Genomic DNA, 23,926 nt, shown 5'->3' with positions numbered 1-23,926 from the left:
ACGCCGTAGTGTCCAGAGCGTGGATGACGACCTCGACATCATCTGCGTGGACCCCGGTGAGGACCCCGCCGCGATGGAGCGCATCCGGACGCTGCTGGCGAGCCAGGACCTCGAGATCGACTCCGGCGTCGAGGAGTTCGTGACCTTCCAGCACTACGGCCGAGTGCTGGCCTGCGCCGGGCTGGAGGGTCAGGTCGTCAAGTGCGTGGCCGTGGACCCGTCCCTGCAGGGACGCGAGGTGCTGCTGCCGCTGATGACGGAGATGACCTACGTGGCCCTCGACCGGGGCGTCACCCACCTGTTCATCTACACCAAGCCGGACTACCGGCCCCACTTCGAGGCGTGCGGCTTCCACCACCTGGCGACCGTGCCCGGTGTCGTGACCCTGCTCGAGAACACCCCCCGCGGCCTCCCGGCCTACTGCGAGCAGCTGGCGCACCTCCGGCGCTACCGCGACAAGGTGGGTGCCGTCGTGCTCAACGCCAACCCGTTCACGCTGGGGCACCGCCACCTGCTGAGCCGGGCCGTGGCGGACTGCGAGGTGCTGCACGTCTTCGTCGTGGCCGAGCGGTCCAGCAGCTTCACCTTCGACGAGCGCTACCGGCTCGTGGTGGCCGGCGTCGAGGAGATGCCGGAGCGGGACCGGATCATGGTGCACCGCGGGTCGGCCTACCTGGTGAGCCGGGCGACCTTCCCGAGCTACTTCCTCAAGGACTCCGGGGTCGTCGACCGCGCCGGCACCGGGCTCGACCTGCTGATCTTTCGCCAGCACATCGCGCCGGCCCTCGGCATCACCGACCGCTACGTCGGCACGGAGCCGTTCTGCCCCGTCACCCGGGCCTACAACGCCGACATGCACCGCTGGCTCGAGGCGGAGCCGCTGGCCGCAGACCCCGTGCGCGTGCACGAGATCCCGCGCGTGGCGCGGGACGGCGTCGCGATCTCCGCGTCGGAGGTCCGTCGTCGCCTGGCCAACAAGGACCTCGTCGCCCTCGCCGGCCTCGTGCCGGCCCCCACCCTCGCCCTGCTCACCACCAAGGTGCAGGCCGACCGCCCCCGGGCCGAGCTCGTGCCCGCCGCCGTCGGCTGACCGCGCCACCACGACAAGGAGGTCGTCATGCGCATCGCCCAGGACGCCATCGCGGGCACGCTCGAGTCGAGCGACGTGATGGTGAGGGTCGCTCCCCCGCCGGACGGGGAGGACGGGCTGGAGATCGACGTCAGCAGCGCGGTGCTGGCGCAGTTCGGCCACCAGATCCGGGCCGTGGTCGACGAGGTGGTGTCCGCGCTCGGCGTTACCGCCGGTCGCATCACGATCGAGGACAAGGGGGCGCTCGACTGGGCGATCCGGGCGCGGCTGCAGGCCGCGCTGGTGCGCGGCTGCGGCGTCCCCCTCGACTGGACGACGCTGCAGGCCGCCGAGGGTGCACCTGACGGCAGCGATGACGAGGAGGGGGCGCAGGCATGATCACCGCTGCGACCATGCGCGATCCCGGGGCCATGCGCCACCGCTCCATGCTGTTCGTCCCCGGGTCCAATGCCTCGATGATGAGCACGGCCTACGTCTACGGCGCGGACGCCATCATGTTCGACCTCGAGGACGCCGTCGCCCTCCGCGAGAAGGACTCGGCGCGGCTCATGGTCTTCCACGCGCTGCAGTCCCCGGTCTACGCGGGCACCGACACGGTCGTCCGCATCAACCCCTTGGACACGCCCTACGGCCGCGACGACCTCGAGGCGTGCGTGCGCGCCGGCGCCCGGACGATCCGGCTCCCCAAGACCGACTCCGCCGACGACATCCGCGAGCTCGAGCACGAGGTGGAGGACGTCGAGCGGGACTGCGGGCGCGAGGTCGGCTCCACCCGGCTCATGGCGGCGATCGAGTCGGCGAGCGGGGTGGTCAACGCCGTCGAGATCGCCCACGCGAGCCCGCGGATGGTGTCCATCGCCCTGGCCGGCTTCGACTACGTCATCGATCTGCAGACGACGCGGAGCCGCGAGGGAACCGAGCTGTTCTACGCCCGGTGCGCCGTCCTGCACGCCGCTCGGGTGGCGGGCATCGCGGCCTACGACGTGGTGTGGTCGGACGTCAACGACGAGGAGGGCTTCCTCGCCGAGGTCGAGCTGATCAAGCGGCTCGGGTTCAACGGCAAGTCCCTCGTCAACCCGCGACAGGTCCCCCTGCTGCACGAGGCCTTCGCCCCCACCGAGGACGAGCTGGCCCACGCCCAGGTCGTCGTCGCGGCGGCCGAGAAGGCCGAGCGCGACGGCCTCGGCGTCGTCTCCCTCGGCGGCAAGATGATCGACGCCCCGATCATCGTCGCCGCCCGCCGCACCATCGCCTTCGCCGACGCCTCGGGCGTCCGTCGCCAGGAGCGTCACGCATGACCGCCACCGACCTGCCCGTCACCCACCCTGCGCCCGATGACCTGCCCGACCTCGCGGCCTTTGGCCAGGGACTGCGGCCGTATGCCGGATGGGCCCGCACGACGCCCCACCTCATGGCGCCCGACCCCCTGGGCCGCAAGGTCCGCCGCAGCCTGGAGGAGGCCATCGAGGCCAGCGGGCTGCGCGACGGCATGACCATCTCCTTCCACCACCACTTCCGCGAGGGCGACAAGAGCATCAACCTCGTGGTCGACACCATCGCCCGGATGGGCCTGCGGGACCTGACCCTGGCCTCCAGCTCGCTCAACCGCTGCCACGCGCCCCTGGTGCGGCACGTGCAGGACGGCGTCATCACCCGGATCTACACGTCGGGCATGCGCGGCGAGCTCGCCCGGCGCATCAGCGGGGGGCTGCTGGAGCACCCGGTCATGATCCACAGCCACGGCGGACGGGCCGCTCTCGTGACGTCCGGCGAGCTGCGCCTCGACGTGGCCTTCCTGGGGGTGTCGGCGTGCGACGCCATGGGCAACGCCAACGGCGTCACCGGGCGGTCGCACTGCGGGTCGCTGGGCTACGCGATGGTCGATGCCGAGCACGCCGACAAGGTCGTCATGCTCACGGAGGAGATCGTCCCCTATCCCAACACCCCGGTGAGCATCAGCCAGGACCGGGTCGACCACGTCGTGGTGGTCGACGAGGTGGGCGACCCGTCCAAGATCTCGGTGGGGGCCGCGCGCCTCACCAAGGACCCCAAGGAACTGCTCATCGCCCGCCTCGCCGCGGACGTCATCGAGCACTCGGGGTGCTTCGAGGACGGCTTCTCGATGCAGACCGGCTCGGGCGCGAGTGCCACCGCGGTGACGCAGTTCCTCGGACCTCGCATGCGCCACCAGGGGATCAGCGCGGGGTGGGCCCTCGGTGGCATCACGGGTGGCATGGTCGACCTGCACCGCCAGGGTCTGGTGCGGCGCATCCTGGACGTGCAGGACTTCGACACGGTCGCGGCCCAGTCGCTCGCCGAGAACCCCGACCACCGGGAGATCAGCGCCAACGAGTACGCCAACCCGTTCTCCAAGGGCGCCTGCTCCGACGGGCTGGACGTGGTCATCCTCTCGGCCCTCGAGATCGACCTCGACTTCGACGTCAACGTCATCACCGGGTCCGACGGACTCATGATGGGTGCGAGCGGCGGGCATTGCGACGTGGCGGCCGGTGCCAACCTCGCCGTCGTCGTCGCGCCCCTGATCCGGTCTCGCATCCCCGTGGTGGTCGACAAGGTCACCACGAGGGTGACCCCCGGGGAGACGATCGGCGTGCTCGTCACCGACCACGGCATCGCGGTCAACCCGGCGCGCCCAGACGTCGAGGAACGGCTCCGAGCTGCGGGCCTGCCCGTGACGACCATCCACCAGCTCTACGAACGGGCCGTGTCGATCACCGGTGTGCCCCGTCCGATCGAGCGCGGTGACCAGGTGGTCGGGGTCGTGCGCTACCGCGACGGGAGCGTCATCGACGTCGTGCGGCAGGTGCTCGCGCCGTGATCACGACCACCCCGGCGCAGCTGCTCGCCGCCCGCGACGACCGGGTCCGTCGGCGTCGCTCCCTCCAGGGACGCCACCCGGGGTCGGTGGTCGTCGGCGTCACGCTCGTCACGCCAGGACCGGTCAAGAGCTCGCCCACCCTGGTGCGGATCAGGGACCGGGCGGTCACGGCGCTGCGGGGACAGGCCGCCGAGCTGGGCTGGCCGGTGCTCGACCGCGAGGAGCGCGACGGCGCCGCCGGGCCCGAGGCGCACCTGGTCCTGGACGTCCCGACCGGTGACGCCACCACCGTCAAGCGGGTGCTGGTCGGGCTGGAGGACTCGTGCCCCGGCGGGCGGCTGTGGGACCTCGACGTCCACGACGGCGAGCGGACCGTCTCGCGCACCTCCCTGGGCCGGGCGCCTCGACGCTGCCTGGTCTGCGCGGAGCCGGCTCACGCCTGCGCGCGCTCCCGGGCCCACGACCTGGCCGACCTGACCACCGCGGTGGAGGCGCTCCGTGCTGCCCACCGCTGAGCAGATCCCGACCTCCATGAGCTCCCAGGAGGCCACGGTGACCGCCCTGCACGACCGCGACCAGGCCCGTCGCCTCTCCCGGCTCGCGACGGAGGCCCTGCTGGCCGAGGTGGAGCTGAGCCCCAAGCCCGGTCTCGTCGACCCCACGTCGTGCGCGTCGCACGACGACATGGACGTCGAGACCTTCCGGGCGAGCATCGACGCGATCTCGCCGTGGTTCCCGGTCCTGCACGAGACCGGTCGCGCGGGCCACCGCGACGGGCCGGCCCGCTTCCTCGAGCGGCTCCGGCGCCCCGGCATGGGCTGCGAGGACGCGATGTTCGCGGCCACCCGTGGGGTCAACACGCACAAGGGAGCCGTCTTCGCCTTCGGTCTGCTGCTGGGCTGCGCCGGCCGGCTGGCGGCGGGCGGGCTCCCCGTCACCGTCCACACCCTCACGGCCCTCGCCGGCCGGATGGCGCGCCCCCTCGTCGAGGTCGAGCTGCCCTCGGTGGACCGGCCCGGCACCTTTGGCGAGGTCGCCTTCGTGCAGCACCGGCTCGCGGGTGCGCGGGGTGAGGCGGCGAGCGGCTACGCGTCCGTCCGCCTGCGTGCCCTCCCGGCCTACCGGGCGGTCCTCGAGGACCGGGGCGATCAGCGGGCGGCGCTGCTGCAGGCGCTGCTGGTGCTGCTGGCGACGACCGACGACACCACCCTCGTCAAGGACGGCTCCCTCGACGGGCTGCGGCACGTCCAGCGCAGCGCTCATGAGCTCCTCGAGACCGGTGGGGTCCGGGCTCCGGACGCCCTCACCCGCCTCTGCCGGCTCGATGCGGACCTCACGGCTCGTCGGCTCAGCCCCGGGGGGTGCGCCGACCTGCTGGCCGTGACCCACTTCCTCGCCCACCTGCCGAGCGGCGACGACTAGGCTGACGCCGACCCGTCCGACCGCCCGAAGGCCCCCCGCATGAGCGTGACCCTGCTGGTCAACCCGGCCTGCCGGGCAGCTCGGCGACGGGCCGGCCTCGCCGAGCAGGTCCGACGGGCTCTCCCCGGGCCGTATGCCGACGCCACCGTCGTCGCCAGCCGGTCCCTGGAGGACGTCACCGCCATCGCCGCCGCCGCACGGCCGGACGACGTGGTGGTCGTGCTGGGTGGCGACGGCACGTTGCGGGCCGCCGCTGCGGGCGCGTCGAGGTCCGGGTCCGTCATCGCTCCCCTGCCCGGCGGCAGCGGCAACGACCTGTGCCGCCACCTGGGCATCCCCCTGGACCCGGTCCGCGCGGCGCGGGCGACGGCGTCCTGGACCGAGCGGCCGATCGACCTGGGGGACGTCGACGGCCAGGTCTTCCTCACGATCGCGACGCTGGGCTTCACCGCCGCCATCAACGAGCAGGCCAACCGCGTGCATAGTCGCGGCCCCTTCATCTACGTCGCCGCGGCCGTGGCGCTGCTGCCGCGGGTGCGGCCCACGAGGGTCGTGCACGTCATCGACGGTGCGGCCACACCGGTCGACGCGTGGATGGTGTCGATCGCGATCACGAGCAGCCAGGGCGGCGGCATCCTGGTCGCGCCCGGGGCCGAGGCCGACGACGGTCTGCTCGACGTCGTCAGCTATGACGCACGGACGTGGGGCGGCTTCGTCGCGAGCCTGGTCGCCACGCTGCTGAGGCGGCCCATCGCCTCGCGCGCCGTGCAGCACCGCCGGGCCCGCTCGCTGCGGCTCGAGACCCCCGACCCCGTGCCCGTCTATGCCGACGGTGAGCGGGTGGGGACCACGCCCTGCACGATCCGCGTGCGGCCTGGAGCCGTGCGGCTGCTCGGGCCCGCTCGCTGAGCGGCCGCGTGCCGGACGCCGCCCGCACGGTCCGCGGCGTCCGGCATAGGACCTCCCGGGCACACCCCTGGTGGGTGGCACCTGGCTCGCGACGTCTCCGGCACCCGCACCTCAGCGTCGGCTCACGACAGGGGCGTGCCTCCGGCCTCCGCGCGCAGGCGGAGGTACTCCTCGCGCGGGATCGGCTGCGCGTCCGGCCGACCCAGGTCGTCGAGGTGGATGTTGTAGGTCTCGCGCGCCGAGAACGCCGCGATGGCCGCGATGCAGGTCACGACGAAGGCGAAGGCGCCGATCTTGAGCGGGATGCCCGTGGACCCCGGAGGCGCGAGCGCGGCGAACAGCGCCGGGAAGAAGGCGGTGATCATCGTGCCGATGTTCTGCGAGATCGCCATCGCCGACACCCGGGTCTTGGTCGGGAACAGCTCGGGGTAGAACGCGGGGAAGGTGGCGTTGTAGCCCTGGTAGACGATCCCCCACATCAGGATGGACATGACGATCGCGAGGACGACGTTGTGGTTGCTGATGGCCGAGAGGTAGAAGTAGGCCAGCAGCCCCGACCCGAGGGCGCCGACGATGATCGGCGGCCGCCGCCCGATGCGGTCCGACAACGAGCCCACCCACGGGATCAGGATGCAGGCCACGACGTTGCCGATGACCGGGATCCACAGGTAGACGTCCTTGTCGAACCCCACCCCGTAGGACTTCTGCACGGCGTACGCCGCCCCGAAGATCGTCGCCACGGTGGGGATGACGTTCATCAGCGCCATGCACATGACCCGCACCATGTCCGCGAACGAGTGGCGGAACGCCCCGACGATGGGCGACTCGGGCAGCTGCCCCTCCTCCAGCTCCTCCACGAAGGCCGGCGACTCCTCGACGCTGCGCCGGATGTACCATCCCGCGATGATGACGAAGGCGCTCATGAGGAACGGGATGCGCCAGCCCCAGCTGTTGAAGGAGTCCTCGCTCATCACCGCCGCGAGGGGCAGGAACACGGCGGCCGCCAGGATCTGGCCGAACTGCGTGCCCTGCAGGGTGAACGACGCGAAGTAGCCGCGGCGTCCGAAGGGTGCGTGCTCCACGATCATCGAGGAGGCACCGGAGATCTCGCCGGCGACGGCGAAGCCCTGGACCAGGCGCAGGACGACCAGCAGGATCGGAGCGAGGATGCCCACCTGCTGGTAGGTCGGCAGGAGCGCGACCGCCATGGTGGAGACACCCATGAGGAGCATGCAGAGCACGAGGACGTTCTTGCGGCCGTGCAGGTCGCCCCACCGGCCGAGGAAGAACGCGCCGATGGGCCGGGCGACGTACCCAACACCGTAGGTCGCCAGGGAGGCGACGATCGCCACGGTGGGGTTGCCCTTGGGGAAGAAGATCTCCGGGAAGACGAGCGAGGCCGCCTGCGCGTAGATGAAGAAGTCGTAGTACTCCAGGGCGCTGCCGATGAAGCCGCTGGCCGCGGCCTTGCGGGGGCTGTGGGCGCCGGCGGGCTCACGGTCCTGGGCGGCGACCGAGTCGCCGTGCTGATCGGTCATGGGACGGTCCATTCGTCGTCGGATGGGCGCCTCGTGGGGGACGGGTCCCGACGCGAGCCGAGGACAGTAGACAGACGGACCCGCCGGTAGGAAAGAGGGTGTCCGAATCACGGACACCCGTCCGGACAGCGAACGCTCGGATCGCCCACGCACGGCGGCGCCCCGCCGGATCACGAGGATCCGACGGGGCGCCGGGCGGTCGGCATACGGCATACGGCCGAGAGCAGGTGGCTCTCGGTCAGCCGATGCGGGTCACCTGCACGACGGTCGGGCGCGGGCCGGCGAAGCGGCCGCGACCGGACTGCTTGACGTAGTCGGGGAAGAACGAGTGCTGGTCGGCCCAGGTGCCGTCCTCGCCCGGGTGCTGCACGGCCACGAAGACCGAGCCGTCGCGGTCGTGGATGACCGGGCCGCAGGTCTCGGCCTCGGCCGGCACCGCCAGGAACTGCGTGACGCGACCCCGCTCAGGCCCACCCAGCTCGACGTGGAACAGGCCGTCGTCGTACTTCAGGGCGCTCGGCATGCCGTCCGTGGAGATCCACAGGTCACCGCGGCTGTCGAAGGCCACGTTGTCGGGGCAGGCGATCGGGGCGACCGGTCCGGTGTAGCCACCGAAGTAGGTGCCGGCGGTCTTGGGGTCACCGCAGATCAGGACGAGGTCCCAGGTGAAGCGGCGACCGGTGTGGTCCCCGCCGACCTCGGTGATCTCGACGACGTGACCGTCCTTGTTGAGCGGACGCGGGTTGGCCTCGTCGACACCTGCCTTGCCGGTCTTGCCGCGGTCGGAGTTGTTGGTGCAGGCGGCGTAGATGCGGCCGGTGACGAGGTTGGGCTCGACGTCCTCGGGGCGGTCCATCTTGGTCGGGCCCTTGCCGTTGGAGCCCACGGCCGCGTCGGCGGCCAGGCGGGTGTAGACGAGGACCTCCTCGAGGGTGAAGCCCTTGACCATGGACCGGCCACCCTTGGTGAGGGCGATCCACTCGCCGGAGCCGTCGCTGACCTTGTCCTCCATGCCGTCGCCGTTGAACTGCGCGACGTAGAGGTCGCCCTCGGACAGCAGGCGCAGGTTGTTCTTGCGCGCGGCGTTGCCGGGGCGGGCGTCGTAGCGGCGCCGGGAGACGAACTTGTAGATGTAGTCGAGCTTCTCGTCGTCGCCCATGTACGCCACGACGCGACCGTCGTCGGCGACGATGACGTTGGCGCCCTCGTGCTTGAACCGGCCCATCGCGGTGTGCTTGACGGGCGTGGAGGTCGGGTCCATCGGGTCGACCTCGACGATCCAGCCGAAGCGGTTGGGCTCGTTGCGGAAGTCGGCGGTGCGGGCGTCCCAGCGGGGGTCGACCTTGGCCCAGCCGCGGGTGTCCTGCGTCGAGGACAGGCCGTAGCGCTTCTCCTCCTTGGAGGTCCCCTCGGCCTTGAAGTACTGGTTGAAGTTCTCCTCGCCGGACAGGACCGTCCCCCACGGGGTGGTGCCGCCGGAGCAGTTGTTCATCGTGCCGCGCACGGTGCGACCGGTCGGGTCCTCCTTGGTGCGCAGCAGCGGGCTGCCGGCGGCGGGGCCGTCGACGGCGAAGGGCGTGTCCAGGGTGATGCGGCGGTTGAGGCGCCCGCCGCGACGGTAGGTCCAGCGCTCGCCGCGCGCGGGGCGGGTGAGCTCGACGACGGACAACCCGTGAGCGGCCCAGGCGGTCCGGACGACCTCGGTCGGGTCCATCGTGGGCGGGAACATGATGTTCTCGTTGGTGTACTCGTGGTTGCAGACCAGCAGGGCCTTCTTGCCGTGCTTGTCGGTCACGATGACGTTGGTGTAGTCGTTGTTGTAGCCGAACTGCATGGCCTGCGCCTCGGCCGACTGGTTCTCGGGGTCGAACATCGGGGCACCCTTGAGGATCGGGTCGCCCCACCGGATGATCGGGGCATAGGTGAAGCCGCCGGGCACGGTGAGGCGGTCGACGTCCTCGGGGACCGGGGCGATGCCGATGAAGGACAGTCCGGAGACCCGTCGGGCGGCCCTGCCCTTGCCCTTGCCGCGCCCGTCGTCCTTGGCGTCCACCAGGGCGGCAGCAGGCTCGGCGGTGGCGGTCGCGACGGCCCCGAAGGCCAGCGCCAGGGCGCCCGCGCCACCGAGGACGGAGCGGCGGGAGAGCGCCGCGCCGGCAACCTCGGCGAAGGTCTCGTGGGTCGAGTCGTTGGGGATGGGCCTGGAGCAGGCGTCGCCGCAGCGGAGGTGGCAGGTGACGGCGCTGCGGTTGGCGTGCGCGATGCCGGCCATGGGCAGCAGGGTGCGCTCGTGGGTCACGGTGATCTCCCGATCGGTGCGAGGGGGTGGAGGGACGCCGGCCTGGACCGGGCGTTCGCGCCGAACCTAGCCAGCCCCACCGGCGCCGGGGAGGTGCCCGAGGTGGATGCCAGGTGAACGCTCCGTGAAAGCGCCCGAGACCGCGTGAGCACCCGTCACGATGCGTGAGGGGTCACTCCTCGTGGGCGTAGAACCGGCGATCGACGACGACCCTGGCCTGGCGCGCGATGCGCAGGTAGGTGTCCACGAGCAGCCCGCCCTCGCCGGGCCCCCGCCCGATGATCCGCGCGATCCCGTCCGCGTCCCGCGCGTCGGTGGTCACGCTCTCCACGGGACGCCCGCGCCAGAGCATCCCGGCGTTGCGCAGGTGCGAGGCGGACCCCCAGGCCTCGGTGAGCAGGTTGGCCTCGCCGTCGGCGAGCAGCCCGGCCGCGCGTGCGGCCTCGATGGCGGGCAGGGTGCCGGTGGTCCGCAGGGCGGGCACGTCGTGGCCGTGCTGCAGCTGGATCACCTGGACGGTCCACTCGACGTCGCTCAGCCCGCCGGTGCCGAGCTTGAGGTGCGTCCGGCGGTCGGCCCCCCGTGGCAGCCGCTCGCTCTCCATCCGGGCCTTGAGCTTGCGTATGTCGCGCAGCTGCGTCGCGCCGAGCCCGCCGTCGGGGTAGCGGTGGGGGTCGACGAGGGCGACGAACCGCTCCCCCAGCCCGGCGTCGCCGGCGACCGGGCGCGCCCGCAGCAGCGCCTGGCGCTCCCACGTCAGGGCCCAGCGCTCGTAGTAGGTGCGGTAGGACTCCAGGCTCCGCACGAGGGGGCCGCTCTTGCCCTCGGGCCGCAGGTCCGCGTCGACGCCGACGGCCGGCTCCGGGCCGCCCCAGGCGGTGAGGCGCCGCAGCTCCTGCACGACGGCGGTGGCCCGGCGCTGGAGCTCGGCCTCGTCGTGCGGGGTGCCCTCCTCGGGCTCATGGACGAACATGACGTCGGCGTCGCTGGAGTAGCCGAGCTCCGACCCGCCGAGCCGGCCCATCCCCACGACCAGCAGCCGGGTGCCGAGGGGTTCGCGCAGCTCCATCTCGACCTTGTGGACCGCGGTCTCGAGGGCGATCTCCAGCGTCGCGGAGGTGATCGCGGTGAGGGCCTCGCCGACGTCGGCCAGCGGGAGCAGGCCCACGAGGTCGGCGACGGCCACGCGGAAGAGCTCGTGACGTCGCACGCCCCGCACCGCGAGCATCGCGTCCTCGGGGGTGTCCTTGCGCTGCGCCGCGGACCGCATGACGGTGCGCAGCGACTGCAGGGAACGGGGGGTGAGGCCCACGTCGTCGCCGAGGACGGCGACGGCGTGCGGGGTGCGCTCGAGCAGCTCGGAGGCGAACCGGCTGGAGGACAGGACGTGGGCGAGCCGTTGGGCGGCGCTGCCCTCGTCGCGCAGCATCTTGAGGTACCAGTGGGTGGTGCCCAGCTCCTCGCTGACCTTGCGGAAGGACAGCAGGCCCGCGTCGGGGTCGGCGCCGTCGGCGAACCACCCGAGCATGACGGGGAGCAGGGTCCGCTGGATGGCGGCTCGTCTGGAGAGTCCCTCGGTCAGCGCCTCCAGGTGGCGCAGCGCCCCGCGCGGGTCGCGGAAGCCCAGGGCGGCCAGGCGGTCGCCGGCGGCCTCCGGCGTGAGCCGCCCCTCGCTCGCGGACAGCCGGGCGACGGCGGATAGAAGCGGCCGGTAGAAGAGGCGCTCGTGCAGCCGGCGCACCTCGCGGGCCCGGCGCTGCCACTCCTTGACGACGACGGTGGCGGGGTCGCCGTCCTGGTGCAGGGACCGGCCCAGCCGGCGCAGCTCGGCCTCGGCCGTCGGCATCAGGTGGGTGCGCCGCAGCCGATAGACCTGGATCCGGTGCTCGAGCGACCGGAGCAGCCGATAGGCCTCGTCGAGGACCGCAGCGTCGTCGCGCCCGACGTAGCCGCCGCGGGCGAGCGTGGCCAGGGCCTCGAGGGTCGTGCCCGAGCGCAGGCTCGGGTCCAGGCGACCGTGCACGAGCTGCAGGAGCTGGACGCTGAACTCGACGTCCCGCAGCCCGCCAGGACCGAGCTTGAGCTGCCGGTCGGCCTCCTTGGCCGGGACGTGCTGCTCCACGCGGCGGCGCATCGCCTGGACGTCCTCGACGAAGTTGTCCCGCGACGACGCCTCCCACACGAGGGGGGTGACCGCGTCGAGGTAGCGCCGGGACAGCTCGGCGTCGCCCGCCACGTGCCGCGCCTTGAGCAGCGCCTGGAACTCCCAGGTCTTGGCCCAGCGCTGGTAGTAGTGCAGGTGGCTCGCGACCGTGCGGACCAGCGGGCCGTTCTTGCCCTCGGGGCGCAGCGCCGCGTCGACCGGCCACAGGGAGCCCTCGGCGGTCGAGGACGCGCACGCGCGCATGAGCGCGCTCGCGACCTGGGTGCCGACGCGCATCGCCTCCATCTCCTCGGGGCTGCCGGGCTCGACCCCCTCGTCGGCCGGCTCGCACACGAAGATCACGTCGACGTCGCTGACGTAGTTGAGCTCGCGCCCCCCGCACTTGCCCATGCCGATCACCGACAGGCGCACGCTCTCGGAGCCCTCGGTCTCGGCGCAGGCCACGACGTGCGCGGCCTCCAGCGCCGCGGCGGCCAGGTCGGCGAGCGAGCGGGCGGTGTCGGGCAGGGTCATGAGCGGGTCGTCGCTGGTCATGTCCAGCGCGGTGATGGCCAGCAGCTCACGGCGATAGGTCGCGCGGATGGCGTCGTGCGCCTTGTCCGTGGGGAGGTCCCGGACCGCATCGGTCATGACGGCGACGAGCTCCTCGGCCGTATGCCGGGAGGCACCGACCGCCCGCCGCCAGTCCTGCGGGTGGGACACGAGGTGGTCGCCGAGCGCGGACGACGCCCCCAGGACGTGCAGCAGCCGGTCGCGACCCGCGGGGTCCTCGCGCAGCGCCCGGCCGAGGTCACCGGCCGGCCCCCGGTCACGGCCGTCGCCGGTCAGGGCCTCGGACAGCCGGACCAGCGAGAGCAGCGCCAGGTCGGGGTCCGCCGTCGTCCGCAGGGAGCCGACGAGCTCGTCGCGGGCGTCCCCCACCAGCGTCATCACGGCGGGGTCGTCGAGCAGCGTCTGGGCCCGCGACGGGTCCTGGAAGCCCTGGCGGGCGAGCGCGCCCGTGGCCGAGGTCGCCCGCGACGTGGCGGCGGGCTGCGACGTGGGCTGGGCGCTCGTCATACGACCGGTCAGAGCCGCGGGAGCAGGCGCTCGAGCTCGAAGGGGGTCACCTGGGAGCGGTACTCCTCCCACTCCTGGCGCTTGTTGCGCAGGAAGAACTCGAAGACGTGCTCGCCGAGCGTCTCGGCGACCAGGTCGGATCGCTCCATCGCGTCGATGGCGCGGCCGAGGGACCGGGGCAGCGCCTCGATCCCGAGGGCACGCCGCTCCGAGTCCGTGAGCGCCCAGACGTCGTCCTCGGCCTCCTCCGGCAGCTCGTAGCCCTCCTCGATGCCCTTGAGGCCGGCGGCGAGGAGCACGGAGTAGGCGAGGTAGGGGTTGGCGGCGGTGTCGAGGGTGCGGATCTCGACCCGGGTCGCCTGGCCCTTGTTGGGCTTGTAGAGCGGGATGCGGACCATCGCGCTGCGGTTGGCGTGCCCCCAGCAGACGTAGGCGGGTGCCTCGCCGCCGCCCCACAGCCGCTTGTAGGAGTTGACCCACTGGTTGGTCACGGCGGTGAGCTCGGGCGCGTGGCGCAGCATGCCGGCGACGAACTGCCGCCCCACCTTGGACAGCTGGTAGCGCGACCCCGGCTCGTAGAAGGCGTTGTTGTCGCCCTCGAACAGCGAGACGTGGGTGTGCATGCCCGAGCCCGGGTGTTCGGTCAGGGGCTTGGGCATGAAGGAGGCGTAGACCCCGTGCTCCAGCGCGACCTCCTTGATGACCGTGCGGAAGGTCATGATGTTGTCGGCCATGCTCATCGCGTCGGCGTAGCGCAGGTCGATCTCGTTCTGGCCCGGGGCGCCCTCGTGGTGGCTGAACTCCACCGAGATGCCCATCGACTCCAGCATGGTGATCGCGGCCCGGCGGAAGTCGTGCGCGGTGCCCTGCGGGAGGTGGTCGAAGTAGCCGCCCTGGTCGATCGGGCGCGGCGGGTTGCTCACGCGCCGCGACCCGTCGCCCTCCTGCTCGAAGAGGAAGAACTCGATCTCGGGGTGGACGTAGAACGTGAAGCCCATGTCCGCCGCCTTGGTCAGCGTGCGGTGCAGGACGTGGCGCGGATCCGCCAGCGACGGCTGCCCGTCGGTGGAGTGCAGGTCGCAGAACATGCGGGCGGTGCCCGGGGACTCGCCCCGCCACGGCAGCACCTGGAAGGTCGTGGGGTCCGGCTTGGCGAGCATGTCGGCCTCGTTGACCCGGGCCAGCCCCTCGATGACCGACCCGTCGAAGCCGATGCCCTCGGCGAAGGCCGTCTCCAGCTCCGCCGGCGAGATGGCCACCGACTTCAACGTGCCGAGCACGTCGGTGAACCACAGTCGTACGAACCGGATGTCGCGCTCCTCGATGGAACGCAGGACGAACTCCTCCTGGCGATTCATGACCCCAGCCTCCCCCACACTTGTTTCGCCCGCGTTACGGGCGCGCTGGCGTGTCGCGGACGGCCCGGCGGCAGAGGGACCCCGCCCTGCCGACCACCAGGCCCGGGAGTAGTGTGACAGCACGCCGGTTCACCCCGGACCGGTCGACGAGGATCGGAAACGGATCGAGGTCCGCCATGGCAGAGCAGAGCAGCGAGTCGGTCGACAAGGCCGTGGACACCACCGTGAGCGTGAGCCGCGTGGTGTCCCACCCCATCGACAGCGTCTGGAACGTCCTCATGAAGCCGCACGGTGCGGAGGCCCTCCTCGGCGAGGGTGGAGAGCTCGGCAGCAAGGGAGAGCCCTGGCGCGCCAAGGACGGGTCGCACGGCGTGGCCCGCAGCTTCCACCCCCTCGAGCAGATCAGGTTCTCCTGGCACCCGGACGATTCCGCCGACTCCCCTGCCTCCGTGGTCGAGCTGGACCTCGCCAAGGACGGCGAGTCCAGCACCCGCCTCGACGTCACCCACAGCAACCTGCATCCCGGCGCCGACCGGGACGCGCTCAAGGCGCGCTGGGAGACGGCCCTGGAGCGGATCGAGCAGGACGCGCTCTGAGTCGAGGGGCGTCGCCCCGGCGGCCAGGGCCCCAGTCAGGGCCCCAGTCACGGCCCCGGGCACGGCCTGCGGCAGGCACGGCAGGAGCCGGCCACCCCGTGCGGGGGTGGCCGGCTCCCGGCATACGTGGGTGGGTCAGCCCGGCATCGACCAGGGTCAGAGGCCGAGGGTGCCGGGCGCGTCCGGCTCGTCGCCGTCCTCGCGGGCCCGGCGCTCGTCCTCCTCGTCCCATGCCTCGGTGCGCGAGCGCGCGGTCGTCAGTGCCTCGCGGGCCTCGGCCTCGGAGCCGTAGGGTCCCATGACGTCCTCGTCGCGCGAGCGATCCTGGTCGGTCTCCACCTGGTTCGTCTTCACGTTGTACCAGTAGGCCATCGTCGGTCTCCTCCTCGAGCTGGCGGTCGTGCGTCCTGATTGGGGTGCCGCCCGCGCGGCTCCCTAGACTGCAGCCTATGTCGATCAGCCCTGCCGCCGTCGTCCCCGGCCGCGTCTCCGCACGTCGCGCCGTCCCCTCCCAGATCGAGCGTCCGCACTACGTCGACCGCGGGCAGGACATCCGCGAGGACGGCGACCGGCTGGTCAAGGACGCCGAGACCATCGAGCGCATGCGCGTCGCCGGACGGATCGCGGCCGAGGCCATGGCCGTCGGCGCCGAGCTGGTCGCGCCGGGCGTCACGACCGACCAGATCGACCGCGTGGTGCACGAGTTCGTCTGCGACGCGGGCGCCTATCCCTCGCCCCTCGGCTACAAGGCCTTCCCCAAGTCGCTGTGCACCAGCGTCAACGAGGTCATCTGCCACGGCATCCCCGACTCGCGCCCGCTCGAGGACGGCGACATCGTCAACCTCGACGTGACCGTCTTCGTGGACGGCGTGCACGGGGACACCGACGCGACCTATCTCGTCGGGGACGTGGACGAGGAGTCCCGCCTCCTGGTCGAGCGCACCCACGAGGCGATGATGCGCGGCATCAAGGCGGCGCGCCCGGGGCGCGAGGTCAACGTGATCGGTCGCGTCATCGAGTCCTACGCCAGGCGGTTCGGCTACGGCGTGGTGCGGGACTACACCGGGCACGGGATCGGCACCGAGTTCCACAGCGGCCTGATCATCCCGCACTACGACGCGGCGCCCGCCTACGACACCGTCATCGAGCCCGGCATGACCTTCACCGTCGAGCCGATGCTGACGCTCGGGGGTGGCAGCGACTGGGACCTGTGGGACGACGGCTGGACCGTCGTCACCGCCGACCTGAGCCGCTCCGCGCAGTTCGAGCACACCATCGTCGTGACCGACAACGGTGCGGAGATCCTGACGGCGGTGTGAGTCGTCATACGCTGGATCCCATGACCTCACGCAGCACCAGCCTCCCCCTCGGCATCGACGTCGGGGGCAGCGGCATCAAGGGAGCCCCTGTCGACCTCGAGACCGGCGAGTTCGCCGCCGAGCGGGTCCGGATCCCCACCCCCGAGGACTCGACCCCCGAGGCGGTCGCCGACGTGATCGCGCAGATCATCGACCAGCTGGACGAGGTCGGTCCCGACGCGCCGGTCGGCATCACCGTGCCCGGCGTCGTGACCCACGGCGTCGTCCGCTCGGCGGCCAACATCGACAAGCGCTGGATCGACTGCGACGCCGACGCGCTGTTCACGAAGCGGCTCGGCCGGGACGTGCACGTCGTCAACGACGCCGACGCGGCGGGCATCGCCGAGGTGCGCTACGGCGCGGCCAAGGGCAAGGACGGCTTCGTCATCCTCACGACGCTCGGCACCGGCATCGGGATCGCCCTGATCCACGACGGCGTCCTGATCCCCAACGCCGAGCTGGGGCACCTTGAGCTGGACGGCCACGACGCCGAGACCCAGGCGGCCAACGGCGTGCGCGAGGCTGAGGACCTCTCCTGGGAGGAGTGGGCCGAGCGGCTGCAGCGCTACTACTCCCACCTGGAGGACCTGCTGTGGCCGGACCTGTTCGTCGTCGGCGGCGGCGTCTCCAAGAAGGCCAAGAAGTTCCTGCCGCTGCTCGACCTGCGCACCCCGATCATCCCGGCGACGCTGCTCAACAGCGCGGGCATCGTGGGCGCGGCGACGCTGGCTGCGGACGAGGCGGCCCGCCGCCACTGACCCGGCGCCGGCAAGGGCATCCGGACCCGCCGGCGGCCGAGGCATCCACCGGGGTTCGTCCCCCAGGCTGATGCCTTCGCCCCCGGCGGGTATGACGTCCTCCGGCTCAGGTGATGCCAGCGGGCTCAGGTGATGCCGGCGGGCTCAGGTGAAGTCGCGGGCGTCCCCGCCGGCGAGGTCCACGACCTCGGTCCGCTCGGGGCTGAACCTCGTCGCGTGATCGAGATAGATGCCGCGACCGGCGGGTGCGAGCAGCCCGTCGTGCACCGGGACGGCATACCTCGGCGCGATGCGCCGGACGAAGGCGACCGTCTCCTTGCTCGCGCACCACGGCGCGTTGAGCGGCATCGCGAGGACGTCGACCGGACCGGGCTCGGCGTCGTAGGCGTCGCCGGGGTGGAAGACCGTCGGCTCGCCGACCGCGCTGATGACCACGCCGGTGTTGCGGATCCGCGGGATGAGCTCGTTGATCACGGCGTGCTGCTCACCCACGCCGCGCAGGGAGACGTCGCCGACCCGCACCTCGTCGCCGCCCACGAAGGGCACCGAGCCGGGCACCTCCACCAGGTCCCGGGCCTCGGCCTCGACGTACCACGCCGCGTCGGGGTTGCCCTCGCGCAGCGCGGGAAGCCGGTCGGGGTCCAGGTGGTCGGGGTGCTGGTGGGTGACGACGACGGCGTCGAGATCGCGCAGCTCCTCCCAGCCGCGGGCCAGGGTGCCCGGGTCGACCAGGATGCGCTGGTCGGCGATCTCGACCAGGAGACAGGCATGTCCGAGATGTGTCAGGCGCATGCCTCAACCCTAGGCGTCGACCCCCTGCAGCACCACGGGACGCACCTCGGAGAACCGCACCGCGTCGCGTCCCCCGGCCTTGGCGGCATACAGGGCGACGTCGGCGCGGGCCACCATCGCCGCGACGCTCTCGATGCCGTCCCACACCGCCACGCCGCCGGAGAAGGTCTGGCCGGTCTGGGCCGCTCCGCGCAGCCCCTCCAGCAGGAGGCGCACGTTGTCCGGGTGACGCCCCTTGGCCAGCATGAGGAACTCCTCGCCGCCGTGGCGGCTGAGGAAGACGTCCGGGGGCAGGCTGCGGCGCCACGCGGACGCGGTCGTCTCGAGCAACCGGTCGCCGGCCGGGTGGCCGTGCAGGTCGTTGAACCCCTTGAAGTGGTCGAGGTCGAGCAGGGCGACCACCAGTGACACGTCCTGCTCGACCGCCTCCGCCACCATCCGGTGCATCTGCGCCTCGCCTGTGCGCCGGTTGGGCAGGGACGTCAGGTGATCCGTCCGGGCCAGGGCCTGCAGCTGGCCGCGCTGCTGGTCGACCAGCCGCATCATCCGGCCCAGCCGCAGCATGACCAGCCCGAAGACCACCGCCGTCATCAGCAGCAGCGGCCAGGCGCTGAGGCCCTGCGGTCGGTCGTGCTCGCGCAGCAGCATCAGCGGCGGCATCACCGCCGCGACCGCGAGGACCGTGAGCTGGATCCGCTCGAGACCGGCGGACGGCCTGCGGGACCGCCCGGCGAACCGCGCCATGGACGGGTGCAGGGCCCCCAGGCCTGCGACGAACGCGCTCACGACGTACCAGAACACCGCGCTCGAGGAGCCACCCTGGACCCGGATGGGGTCGGCCAGCTGCAGGACGTCTCCCACCGTCATGGCGCTCATGCCCAGGACGAGCAGGACGGGCGATGGCGCGCCGCCCGACGTCAGCACGATCCGGCTCGCCGCGATGATGACGAGGAGGTCGAGCAGCGGCGACGTCACGGTGGTGAAGGCGATCGGCGACTCGGTCGCCTGGGTCTCGGCGGCGAAGGACCAGATGACGGCGGCACACCCGAGGCCGAAGATCGTCCCGTCGAGCGCCACGCTGCGCGCGGCCTCGCTGGTGACCCGTCCCGAGGCCGACACGACACCCGCGATGACGACGACGTAGCCGACGATGGACATCACGTCACCCACCAGCACGCCGCCCACGAGCTCCGCGCGCATCAGGGGCAGCGGCAGGCTGAGGATCCCCCACGCCGCGGTCCCGACCAGCAAGGTCCACCAGATGGCGCGGCCCGGAGGGCGATAGAGCAGGATGCCGGCGAGGAAAGTGAGCGGGACGACCGCGATGGCGACCGTCGCCAGGTCGAGCCGATGCTCGACGGGCAGCCACAGGTAGGTCACGAGGACGCCCGCTGCGACCATCGCCGCGACGCGGAAGACCAGCGGACGCTCCGTCACCTCGAACCCTCCCCCGCGTCGAGGGATGCGTCCCGCGTCTCCCACAGGTAGGTCCGGGCGCGGCCGTTGGCCTTGGCGGCATACAACGCCTCGTCGGCGCGGGCCACGAGGTCCGCGTCCGAGTCCCCCCGCTGCCACTGGGTCACCCCGGCCGAGAAGGTCTGCTGGCGAGGCGTGGCCGCCCTGAGCCGGTCCACCAGGTCGAGGACCGCCGACGTCGGCAGGCCCACGGTGATCAGCACGAACTCCTCACCGCCGTAGCGGGCCAGCACCTCCGCCGGCCCGAGCAGGTCGCTCCACCGGTGGGCGCACCCGACGAGCAGCTCGTCGCCCGCGTGGTGACCGAAGCTGTCGTTGAACGCCTTGAACCGGTCGAGGTCGATGATCGTGACGCTCAGGGGTTCCCCGGTCTGCTCGACCCGGACCAGGGCCCGGCCCAGCTCGGCGTCACCTGTGCGCCGGTTGGGCAGCCCGGTGAGGTGGTCGTTGCGGGCGAGCACCTCGAGGACCTCGGACTGCTGGTCCGAGGTGCGCATCATGCCGGCCGCCCGGGCCACCACGAGCCCGAACATCAGCAGCATCGACACCGACAGGGCAGAGCCGTCCGGCACCGAGCCGTCGCCCGCGGCGCCCGCCAGCTGCCAGCCGTAGACGCCGACGGGCAGCATCCCCATCCCGAACAACCAGGGCACGTGGTGGCGGGCGGTGAGCCGGGCGTCGAGCTCTCGCCCGCTCGAGCCGACGTTCGCGCCCACGGGCGCGTTGACGGCGGCGGCGACCGCCCCGTAGGCCAGGACCCACGCCACGTGGGCGGCGTCCGGCGCCTGGCGGTCGCGGATGAGGTTGGCGAAGTCCAGGCAGTCACCCACCAGGAGCAGGGCCGGGCAGGCCAGACCGATGATCGCCCCCCAGCTGACCGGGGCGCGTGACATCACCCTGATCACGCCCACGGCCAGCAGGACGAGGTCGAGGATCGGGAAGAGGGCGCAGACGACGGCGGAGGACGGCTGGCCCTGGAACAGCGGCGAGCGCAGGCCCGGCACGACGAGCGTGATCCAGGCGAGGGTGCCGAGGGCCACGGTCAGGATGAGCGTGTCGAGGGTCCGGGCGAGGTTGAGGCGCTCGCGTGCCCGGGCCACCAGCTGCACGTATCCGGTGAGGGCGATCGTGTAGGCGCCGAGCATGAGAGCGTCACCGGGGTCGGCCAGCTGGCGGTCGTGGCCGTAGACGAGGTCGGCCGTGAGGTCGCTGACGTAGTCCCCGACGGCGTAGACGGCCCACGCGACGAGCAGGGCATAGGTGAAGGCGTTGCGCCGGGACGGGTGCTGCCGCAGGGCCCACGCGATCGAGGCGAGCAGCACCAGGTAGGCGGAGGCGTAGACGCCGAACCGCACCGTCCGGTCGGGGTCGATGCCCCACCCGGTCCTCGAGGTGACGAGGTCGACGACGGCGAGCAGGAGGTAGAAGCCACCCAGGCCGAGGGAGACCGACCAACGACCCACGGAAACCTCGCTTTCGCGGGTCTGCGGATGGCTACCGCAGACCCCTGGACTACGCAGTGTAGTCATCCCGTGACCGGCCCGTGGGCGGGATGAGTCGGTCTGTACGCCGGGTTCTGTCCACCCCGGTCTCCCGGGGATGGGCGATCATCCATCTAGGGTGGCCGTTGCCGGCCACCTCGAGCGCTCTACCCGTGCGCTCGGGCGGGCAGCCCTCGGACGCGCACTGTCTGAGCTTGCTTCAGGTGGGGTTTACCTAGCCGCCGTGGTCACCCACGGCGCTGGTGGTCTCTTGCACCACCGTTTCACCCTTACCAGGCCGCTCTGCGAACGTCCTGGCGGTCTGTTCTCTGTGGCACTGTCCCGCGGGTCGCCCCGGGTGGCCGTTAGCCACCACCTTGCCCTTCGAAGCCCGGACGTTCCTCGGCACCATGACGGTGACGCGATCGCCCGACCGACTCATCCCGGGGCAGAGTCTACCGGCCGTATGACGCCGCGCCCACCGCCTCGAAGGCCACCCGACGTCGCTCCACCGACGCCTCGACGAGACGGACCTCGAGGGTGCTCCCCAGCTCGAGGTCGTCACCGGCGCAGGGAGCCAGCACGGGCAGGTCGACGAGCTGCACGAGGGAGGGTCCCTTGTCGGAGAGGTCGACGACGCTCGCGGTGAAGGTCTCCCCCACGCGGGGTGCGAGCACGGCGGCCTCGACGGCGTCGGTGCAGGCGCGCTCGACGGCCTTGGCGCGACGGTCCGAGGACCGCATGAGCTCGGGGAGGGTGGGCAGCGCCGCCCGCGCCCAGTCGGGGACGTCCGTGCCTGCCACGGCGGCCTCGCACACGACGAGGCCGAACCGGTCGACCAGGCGCCGCAGCGGAGCGGTGACGTGGGCATAGCTGGCGGCCAGCGCGGCGTGGCGGGCCTGCTCGGGCGCGGCCCCGTCGAAGGGCGTGTAGGACGCGCCGCGGAACAGCGTCGTGGCGGCGTGGATGATCGCGAGATGCCGAGGGTCGGTGCGGTCCAGGGACTGGAGCATCTCGCCGTACGGCTGGCCGGGGGCCCAGGGCACCCCCAGCGCCGCGCACTGGCGACGCAGCCGCGCCACGTCGCGCTCGTCGGCGGGAGGCATGGTGCGCAGGATCCCCACGCCGGCCGCGAGCATGACCTCGGCCGCCGCCATGCCGGTCATGAGGGAGATCTGGGCGTTCCAGTCCTCGACCGGGGCGAGGGGTCGCAGCTCGAGGCGGTAGCCGTGCTCGGCGTCGCCGTTGACCTCCTGCTCGGGCATCGGGAGGCTGGCGCCGCCGCGGGCCCGCTCCTGCGCCTGCCGCGCCAGACCCACGTCGCGCAGCAGCCCGAGCATCGGGTCGGCGGTGCCTGCGTCGAGGTCGCGCTGCACCTGGTCGTAGTCGAGCCGCGCCGCGGAGCGCACCATGGCGCGGTCGAGGGACTCGAGGCGGACGTCACCGTCGGCGTCGACGCGCAGGTCCCACACGAAGGCCGGCCGCTCGACGCCGGGCAGCAGGCTCGCCGCGTCCTCGCTGAGCCGGGTGGGGTGCAGGGGCGTCCGGCGGTCGGGGGCATAGATCGTCTGGCCGCGACGCCTGGCCTCGGTGTCGATGGCGCCACCCGGGCGCACGTAGGCCGGCACGTCGGCGATGGCGTAGAGCACGCGCACCCCGCCCGCACCGTCCCGCTCCAGGTGCATGGCCTGGTCGAGGTCCATCGATCCCTCGGGGTCGATGGTGATGAACGGGAGCGCGGTCAGGTCCGCGCCGACCCGGACCGGGCGCGCGGCGGCCTGCTCCGCCTCGGCCAGCGCCTCGGCGGGGAACTCCCCCGGGACGTCGAGCTCGGCGCGGATCTCGTCGAACGCGCGGTGCAGCTCGTCACCGCCGGGCTCAGAGGTCAGGATCGTGCGGGTCGCAGCCATGGAGGTCACTCTAGGGGGCCCTAGGCTGTCCCGGTGCTGATCCTGCTGCCCCCGTCGGAGTCGAAGTCGTCCCGCGCCCGGGGTCGGCGCTGGCGCCCCGAGTCGCTGTCCTGGCCGGAGCTGACGCCGGCGCGGCTCGACGTGGTGCGCGAGCTCGCTGCGGTGTCCGGACGGCCCGATGCTGCCGACGCGCTCGGCGTGTCGCCCGGGCTGACCGATGAGATCGCCCGCAACCTGCGCCTGGACACGGCGCCCGCGGTGCCGGTGGCCGAGCTCTACTCGGGGGTGCTCTACGACGCGCTGGACCTCGCGTCCCTCGACGCGGCGGGGCTGCGGCGGGCCCGGAGGTTCGTGGTGGTCCAGTCCGCGCTGCACGGCGCGCTGCGCCTGACCGACCGCGTGGCGCCATACCGGCTGTCGATGGGTGTGCGGCTCGGCTCGCTGGGGCCGCTCGCGACGTGGTGGCGCCCGCGGGTCGGCCCGGTGCTCACCGCCGCGGCCGGGTCCGGTCTGGTCGTCGACTGCCGGTCCAGCACGTATGCCGCAGCCTGGCCTCCATCGGGGGAGCTCGCCCGGCGCTGGGTGCACGTGCGGGTGCCCGGCGCCACGCACATGGCCAAGCACACGCGTGGGCTGGTCGCACGGGCGATCTGCGAGCTGCCGGCGACGCCGCGGTCGCCACGCGCTCTGGCGGACGCCCTGGCGGCGGGGTTCGAGGTGGCGCTGGAGCCGCCGGAGCGCGTCGGCCGCCCCTGGATCCTCGACACCTACCCGAGGTAGTCACATCCGCCCGACTTCGCACGCCAGGCCGATGGACCTACCCGAGGTAGGTACATCCGCCCGACTTCGCACGCCAGGCCGATAGACCTACCCGAGG

Annotated in this window: 20 protein-coding genes and 1 other RNA gene; 11 read left to right on the top strand and 10 right to left on the bottom strand. The window is 72.4% G+C overall.

The window, feature by feature from the left end:
• Positions 1-19 precede the first annotated feature (19 nt).
• The 7 genes from citC to K313_RS0100075 are packed head-to-tail and all read left to right on the top strand — an operon-like array spanning position 20 to position 6,260.
• Entirely contained in the window at positions 20-1,090 is a 1,071-nt protein-coding gene (gene citC / locus K313_RS0100105; protein ID WP_029209921.1) for a [citrate (pro-3S)-lyase] ligase, read from the top strand.
• A gap of 27 nt (positions 1,091-1,117) precedes the next feature.
• Positions 1,118-1,468 (top strand): citrate lyase acyl carrier protein, encoded by a 351-nt coding sequence (citD, locus tag K313_RS0100100; protein WP_029209920.1) that lies wholly within the window; start codon positions 1,118-1,120, stop codon positions 1,466-1,468.
• Positions 1,465-2,388, top strand: coding sequence for a citrate (pro-3S)-lyase subunit beta (gene citE / locus K313_RS0100095; protein WP_205621779.1), 924 nt, complete (start codon positions 1,465-1,467; stop codon positions 2,386-2,388). The genes citD and citE overlap by 4 nt, the downstream gene beginning before the upstream one ends.
• Complete coding sequence (citF, locus tag K313_RS0100090) at positions 2,385-3,929, top strand: citrate lyase subunit alpha (protein WP_029209918.1); 1,545 nt, start codon at positions 2,385-2,387, stop codon at positions 3,927-3,929. Before citE ends, citF begins: the two co-directional genes overlap by 4 nt.
• On the top strand, positions 3,926-4,444 hold the full coding sequence (citX, locus tag K313_RS0100085; RefSeq protein ID WP_029209917.1) for a citrate lyase holo-[acyl-carrier protein] synthase: 519 nt from the start codon (positions 3,926-3,928) through the stop codon (positions 4,442-4,444). Before citF ends, citX begins: the two co-directional genes overlap by 4 nt.
• Positions 4,428-5,351, top strand: coding sequence for a triphosphoribosyl-dephospho-CoA synthase CitG (gene citG / locus K313_RS0100080; protein ID WP_029209916.1), 924 nt, complete (start codon positions 4,428-4,430; stop codon positions 5,349-5,351). The genes citX and citG overlap by 17 nt, the downstream gene beginning before the upstream one ends.
• 39 nt (positions 5,352-5,390) lie before the next feature.
• A complete protein-coding gene (locus K313_RS0100075; protein ID WP_084412271.1) occupies positions 5,391-6,260 on the top strand; it encodes a diacylglycerol/lipid kinase family protein in 870 nt (289 codons plus the stop codon).
• A gap of 122 nt (positions 6,261-6,382) precedes the next feature.
• Here K313_RS0100075 and K313_RS0100070 read toward each other — a convergent pair whose 3' ends face one another.
• The 4 genes from K313_RS0100070 to glnA all read right to left on the bottom strand — a co-directional run bounded on the left by K313_RS0100070 (position 6,383) and on the right by glnA (position 14,678).
• Positions 6,383-7,798 (bottom strand): MFS transporter, encoded by a 1,416-nt coding sequence (locus K313_RS0100070; RefSeq protein WP_051273947.1) that lies wholly within the window; start codon positions 7,796-7,798, stop codon positions 6,383-6,385.
• A gap of 238 nt (positions 7,799-8,036) precedes the next feature.
• Positions 8,037-10,103 carry a PhoX family protein gene (locus K313_RS0100065; RefSeq protein ID WP_029209913.1) on the bottom strand — a complete coding sequence of 689 codons (2,067 nt, stop codon included), beginning with the start codon at positions 10,101-10,103 and terminating at the stop codon, positions 8,037-8,039.
• A 166-nt stretch (positions 10,104-10,269) separates the two neighbouring features.
• A complete protein-coding gene (locus K313_RS0100055) occupies positions 10,270-13,320 on the bottom strand; it encodes a bifunctional [glutamine synthetase] adenylyltransferase/[glutamine synthetase]-adenylyl-L-tyrosine phosphorylase (RefSeq protein WP_029209912.1) in 3,051 nt (1,016 codons plus the stop codon).
• Positions 13,321-13,328: 8 nt separating this feature from the next.
• Positions 13,329-14,678, bottom strand: a complete 1,350-nt coding sequence (gene glnA / locus K313_RS0100050) for a type I glutamate--ammonia ligase (RefSeq protein ID WP_029209911.1) — start codon at positions 14,676-14,678, stop codon at positions 13,329-13,331.
• 176 nt (positions 14,679-14,854) lie between these two features.
• Here glnA and K313_RS0100045 point away from each other — a divergent pair, with 176 nt between their 5' ends.
• Positions 14,855-15,274, top strand: a complete 420-nt coding sequence (locus K313_RS0100045; protein WP_029209910.1) for an SRPBCC family protein — start codon at positions 14,855-14,857, stop codon at positions 15,272-15,274.
• A 156-nt stretch (positions 15,275-15,430) separates the two neighbouring features.
• On the opposite strand, the gene K313_RS0100040 is transcribed toward K313_RS0100045, so the two are convergent.
• A complete protein-coding gene (locus K313_RS0100040) occupies positions 15,431-15,646 on the bottom strand; it encodes a hypothetical protein (RefSeq protein ID WP_029209909.1) in 216 nt (71 codons plus the stop codon).
• A gap of 77 nt (positions 15,647-15,723) precedes the next feature.
• Between K313_RS0100040 and map the strand changes: the two genes are divergently transcribed.
• Both map and ppgK read left to right on the top strand, forming a co-directional pair.
• Positions 15,724-16,593 (top strand): type I methionyl aminopeptidase, encoded by an 870-nt coding sequence (map, locus tag K313_RS0100035; protein ID WP_029209908.1) that lies wholly within the window; start codon positions 15,724-15,726, stop codon positions 16,591-16,593.
• 20 nt (positions 16,594-16,613) lie between these two features.
• Positions 16,614-17,390: a polyphosphate--glucose phosphotransferase gene (ppgK, locus tag K313_RS0100030; protein WP_029209907.1), complete on the top strand. Its 777-nt coding sequence runs from the start codon at positions 16,614-16,616 to the stop codon at positions 17,388-17,390.
• Between the two features lie 144 nt (positions 17,391-17,534).
• Here ppgK and K313_RS0100025 read toward each other — a convergent pair whose 3' ends face one another.
• The 5 genes from K313_RS0100025 to K313_RS0100010 all read right to left on the bottom strand — a co-directional run bounded on the left by K313_RS0100025 (position 17,535) and on the right by K313_RS0100010 (position 23,049).
• Complete coding sequence (locus K313_RS0100025) at positions 17,535-18,182, bottom strand: MBL fold metallo-hydrolase (RefSeq protein WP_029209906.1); 648 nt, start codon at positions 18,180-18,182, stop codon at positions 17,535-17,537.
• Between the two features lie 9 nt (positions 18,183-18,191).
• Positions 18,192-19,619 (bottom strand): GGDEF domain-containing protein, encoded by a 1,428-nt coding sequence (locus K313_RS0100020; protein WP_029209905.1) that lies wholly within the window; start codon positions 19,617-19,619, stop codon positions 18,192-18,194.
• Positions 19,616-21,121 carry a GGDEF domain-containing protein gene (locus K313_RS21860; protein ID WP_029209904.1) on the bottom strand — a complete coding sequence of 502 codons (1,506 nt, stop codon included), beginning with the start codon at positions 21,119-21,121 and terminating at the stop codon, positions 19,616-19,618. Before K313_RS21860 ends, K313_RS0100020 begins: the two co-directional genes overlap by 4 nt.
• Before the next feature lie 86 nt (positions 21,122-21,207).
• An RNA gene (gene rnpB, locus K313_RS21890) (RNase P RNA component class A) lies at positions 21,208-21,580 on the bottom strand.
• A gap of 14 nt (positions 21,581-21,594) precedes the next feature.
• On the bottom strand, positions 21,595-23,049 hold the full coding sequence (locus K313_RS0100010) for an RNB domain-containing ribonuclease (protein WP_034250908.1): 1,455 nt from the start codon (positions 23,047-23,049) through the stop codon (positions 21,595-21,597).
• Between the two features lie 33 nt (positions 23,050-23,082).
• On the opposite strand from K313_RS0100010, the gene K313_RS0100005 reads away from it, so the two are divergent.
• A complete protein-coding gene (locus tag K313_RS0100005; RefSeq protein WP_029209902.1) occupies positions 23,083-23,829 on the top strand; it encodes a YaaA family protein in 747 nt (248 codons plus the stop codon).
• The last annotated feature ends 97 nt before the right edge of the window (positions 23,830-23,926 follow it).

It is taken from the genome of Arsenicicoccus bolidensis DSM 15745, assembly GCF_000426385.1.
Lineage (GTDB): Bacteria > Actinomycetota > Actinomycetes > Actinomycetales > Dermatophilaceae > Arsenicicoccus > Arsenicicoccus bolidensis.
Note: the sequence above shows the minus strand (reverse complement) of the source record. Positions and strands in the feature narration are given on the sequence as shown.

What these genes read in the sequence shown, in the direction of transcription:
- K313_RS0100010 (WP_034250908.1), bottom strand. Translation starts at nt 23,049, where the DNA reads ATGGCTGCGACCCGCACGATCCTGACCTCTGAGCCCGGCGGTGACGAG.
- map (WP_029209908.1), top strand. Translation starts at nt 15,724, where the DNA reads ATGTCGATCAGCCCTGCCGCCGTCGTCCCCGGCCGCGTCTCCGCACGT.
- K313_RS0100045 (WP_029209910.1), top strand. Translation starts at nt 14,855, where the DNA reads ATGGCAGAGCAGAGCAGCGAGTCGGTCGACAAGGCCGTGGACACCACC.
- K313_RS0100055 (WP_029209912.1), bottom strand. Translation starts at nt 13,320, where the DNA reads ATGACGAGCGCCCAGCCCACGTCGCAGCCCGCCGCCACGTCGCGGGCG.
- citD (WP_029209920.1), top strand. Translation starts at nt 1,118, where the DNA reads ATGCGCATCGCCCAGGACGCCATCGCGGGCACGCTCGAGTCGAGCGAC.
- K313_RS0100025 (WP_029209906.1), bottom strand. Translation starts at nt 18,182, where the DNA reads ATGCGCCTGACACATCTCGGACATGCCTGTCTCCTGGTCGAGATCGCC.
- K313_RS0100070 (WP_051273947.1), bottom strand. Translation starts at nt 7,798, where the DNA reads ATGACCGATCAGCACGGCGACTCGGTCGCCGCCCAGGACCGTGAGCCC.
- ppgK (WP_029209907.1), top strand. Translation starts at nt 16,614, where the DNA reads ATGACCTCACGCAGCACCAGCCTCCCCCTCGGCATCGACGTCGGGGGC.
- citE (WP_205621779.1), top strand. Translation starts at nt 1,465, where the DNA reads ATGATCACCGCTGCGACCATGCGCGATCCCGGGGCCATGCGCCACCGC.
- K313_RS0100040 (WP_029209909.1), bottom strand. Translation starts at nt 15,646, where the DNA reads ATGGCCTACTGGTACAACGTGAAGACGAACCAGGTGGAGACCGACCAG.
- K313_RS0100075 (WP_084412271.1), top strand. Translation starts at nt 5,391, where the DNA reads ATGAGCGTGACCCTGCTGGTCAACCCGGCCTGCCGGGCAGCTCGGCGA.
- glnA (WP_029209911.1), bottom strand. Translation starts at nt 14,678, where the DNA reads ATGAATCGCCAGGAGGAGTTCGTCCTGCGTTCCATCGAGGAGCGCGAC.
- citF (WP_029209918.1), top strand. Translation starts at nt 2,385, where the DNA reads ATGACCGCCACCGACCTGCCCGTCACCCACCCTGCGCCCGATGACCTG.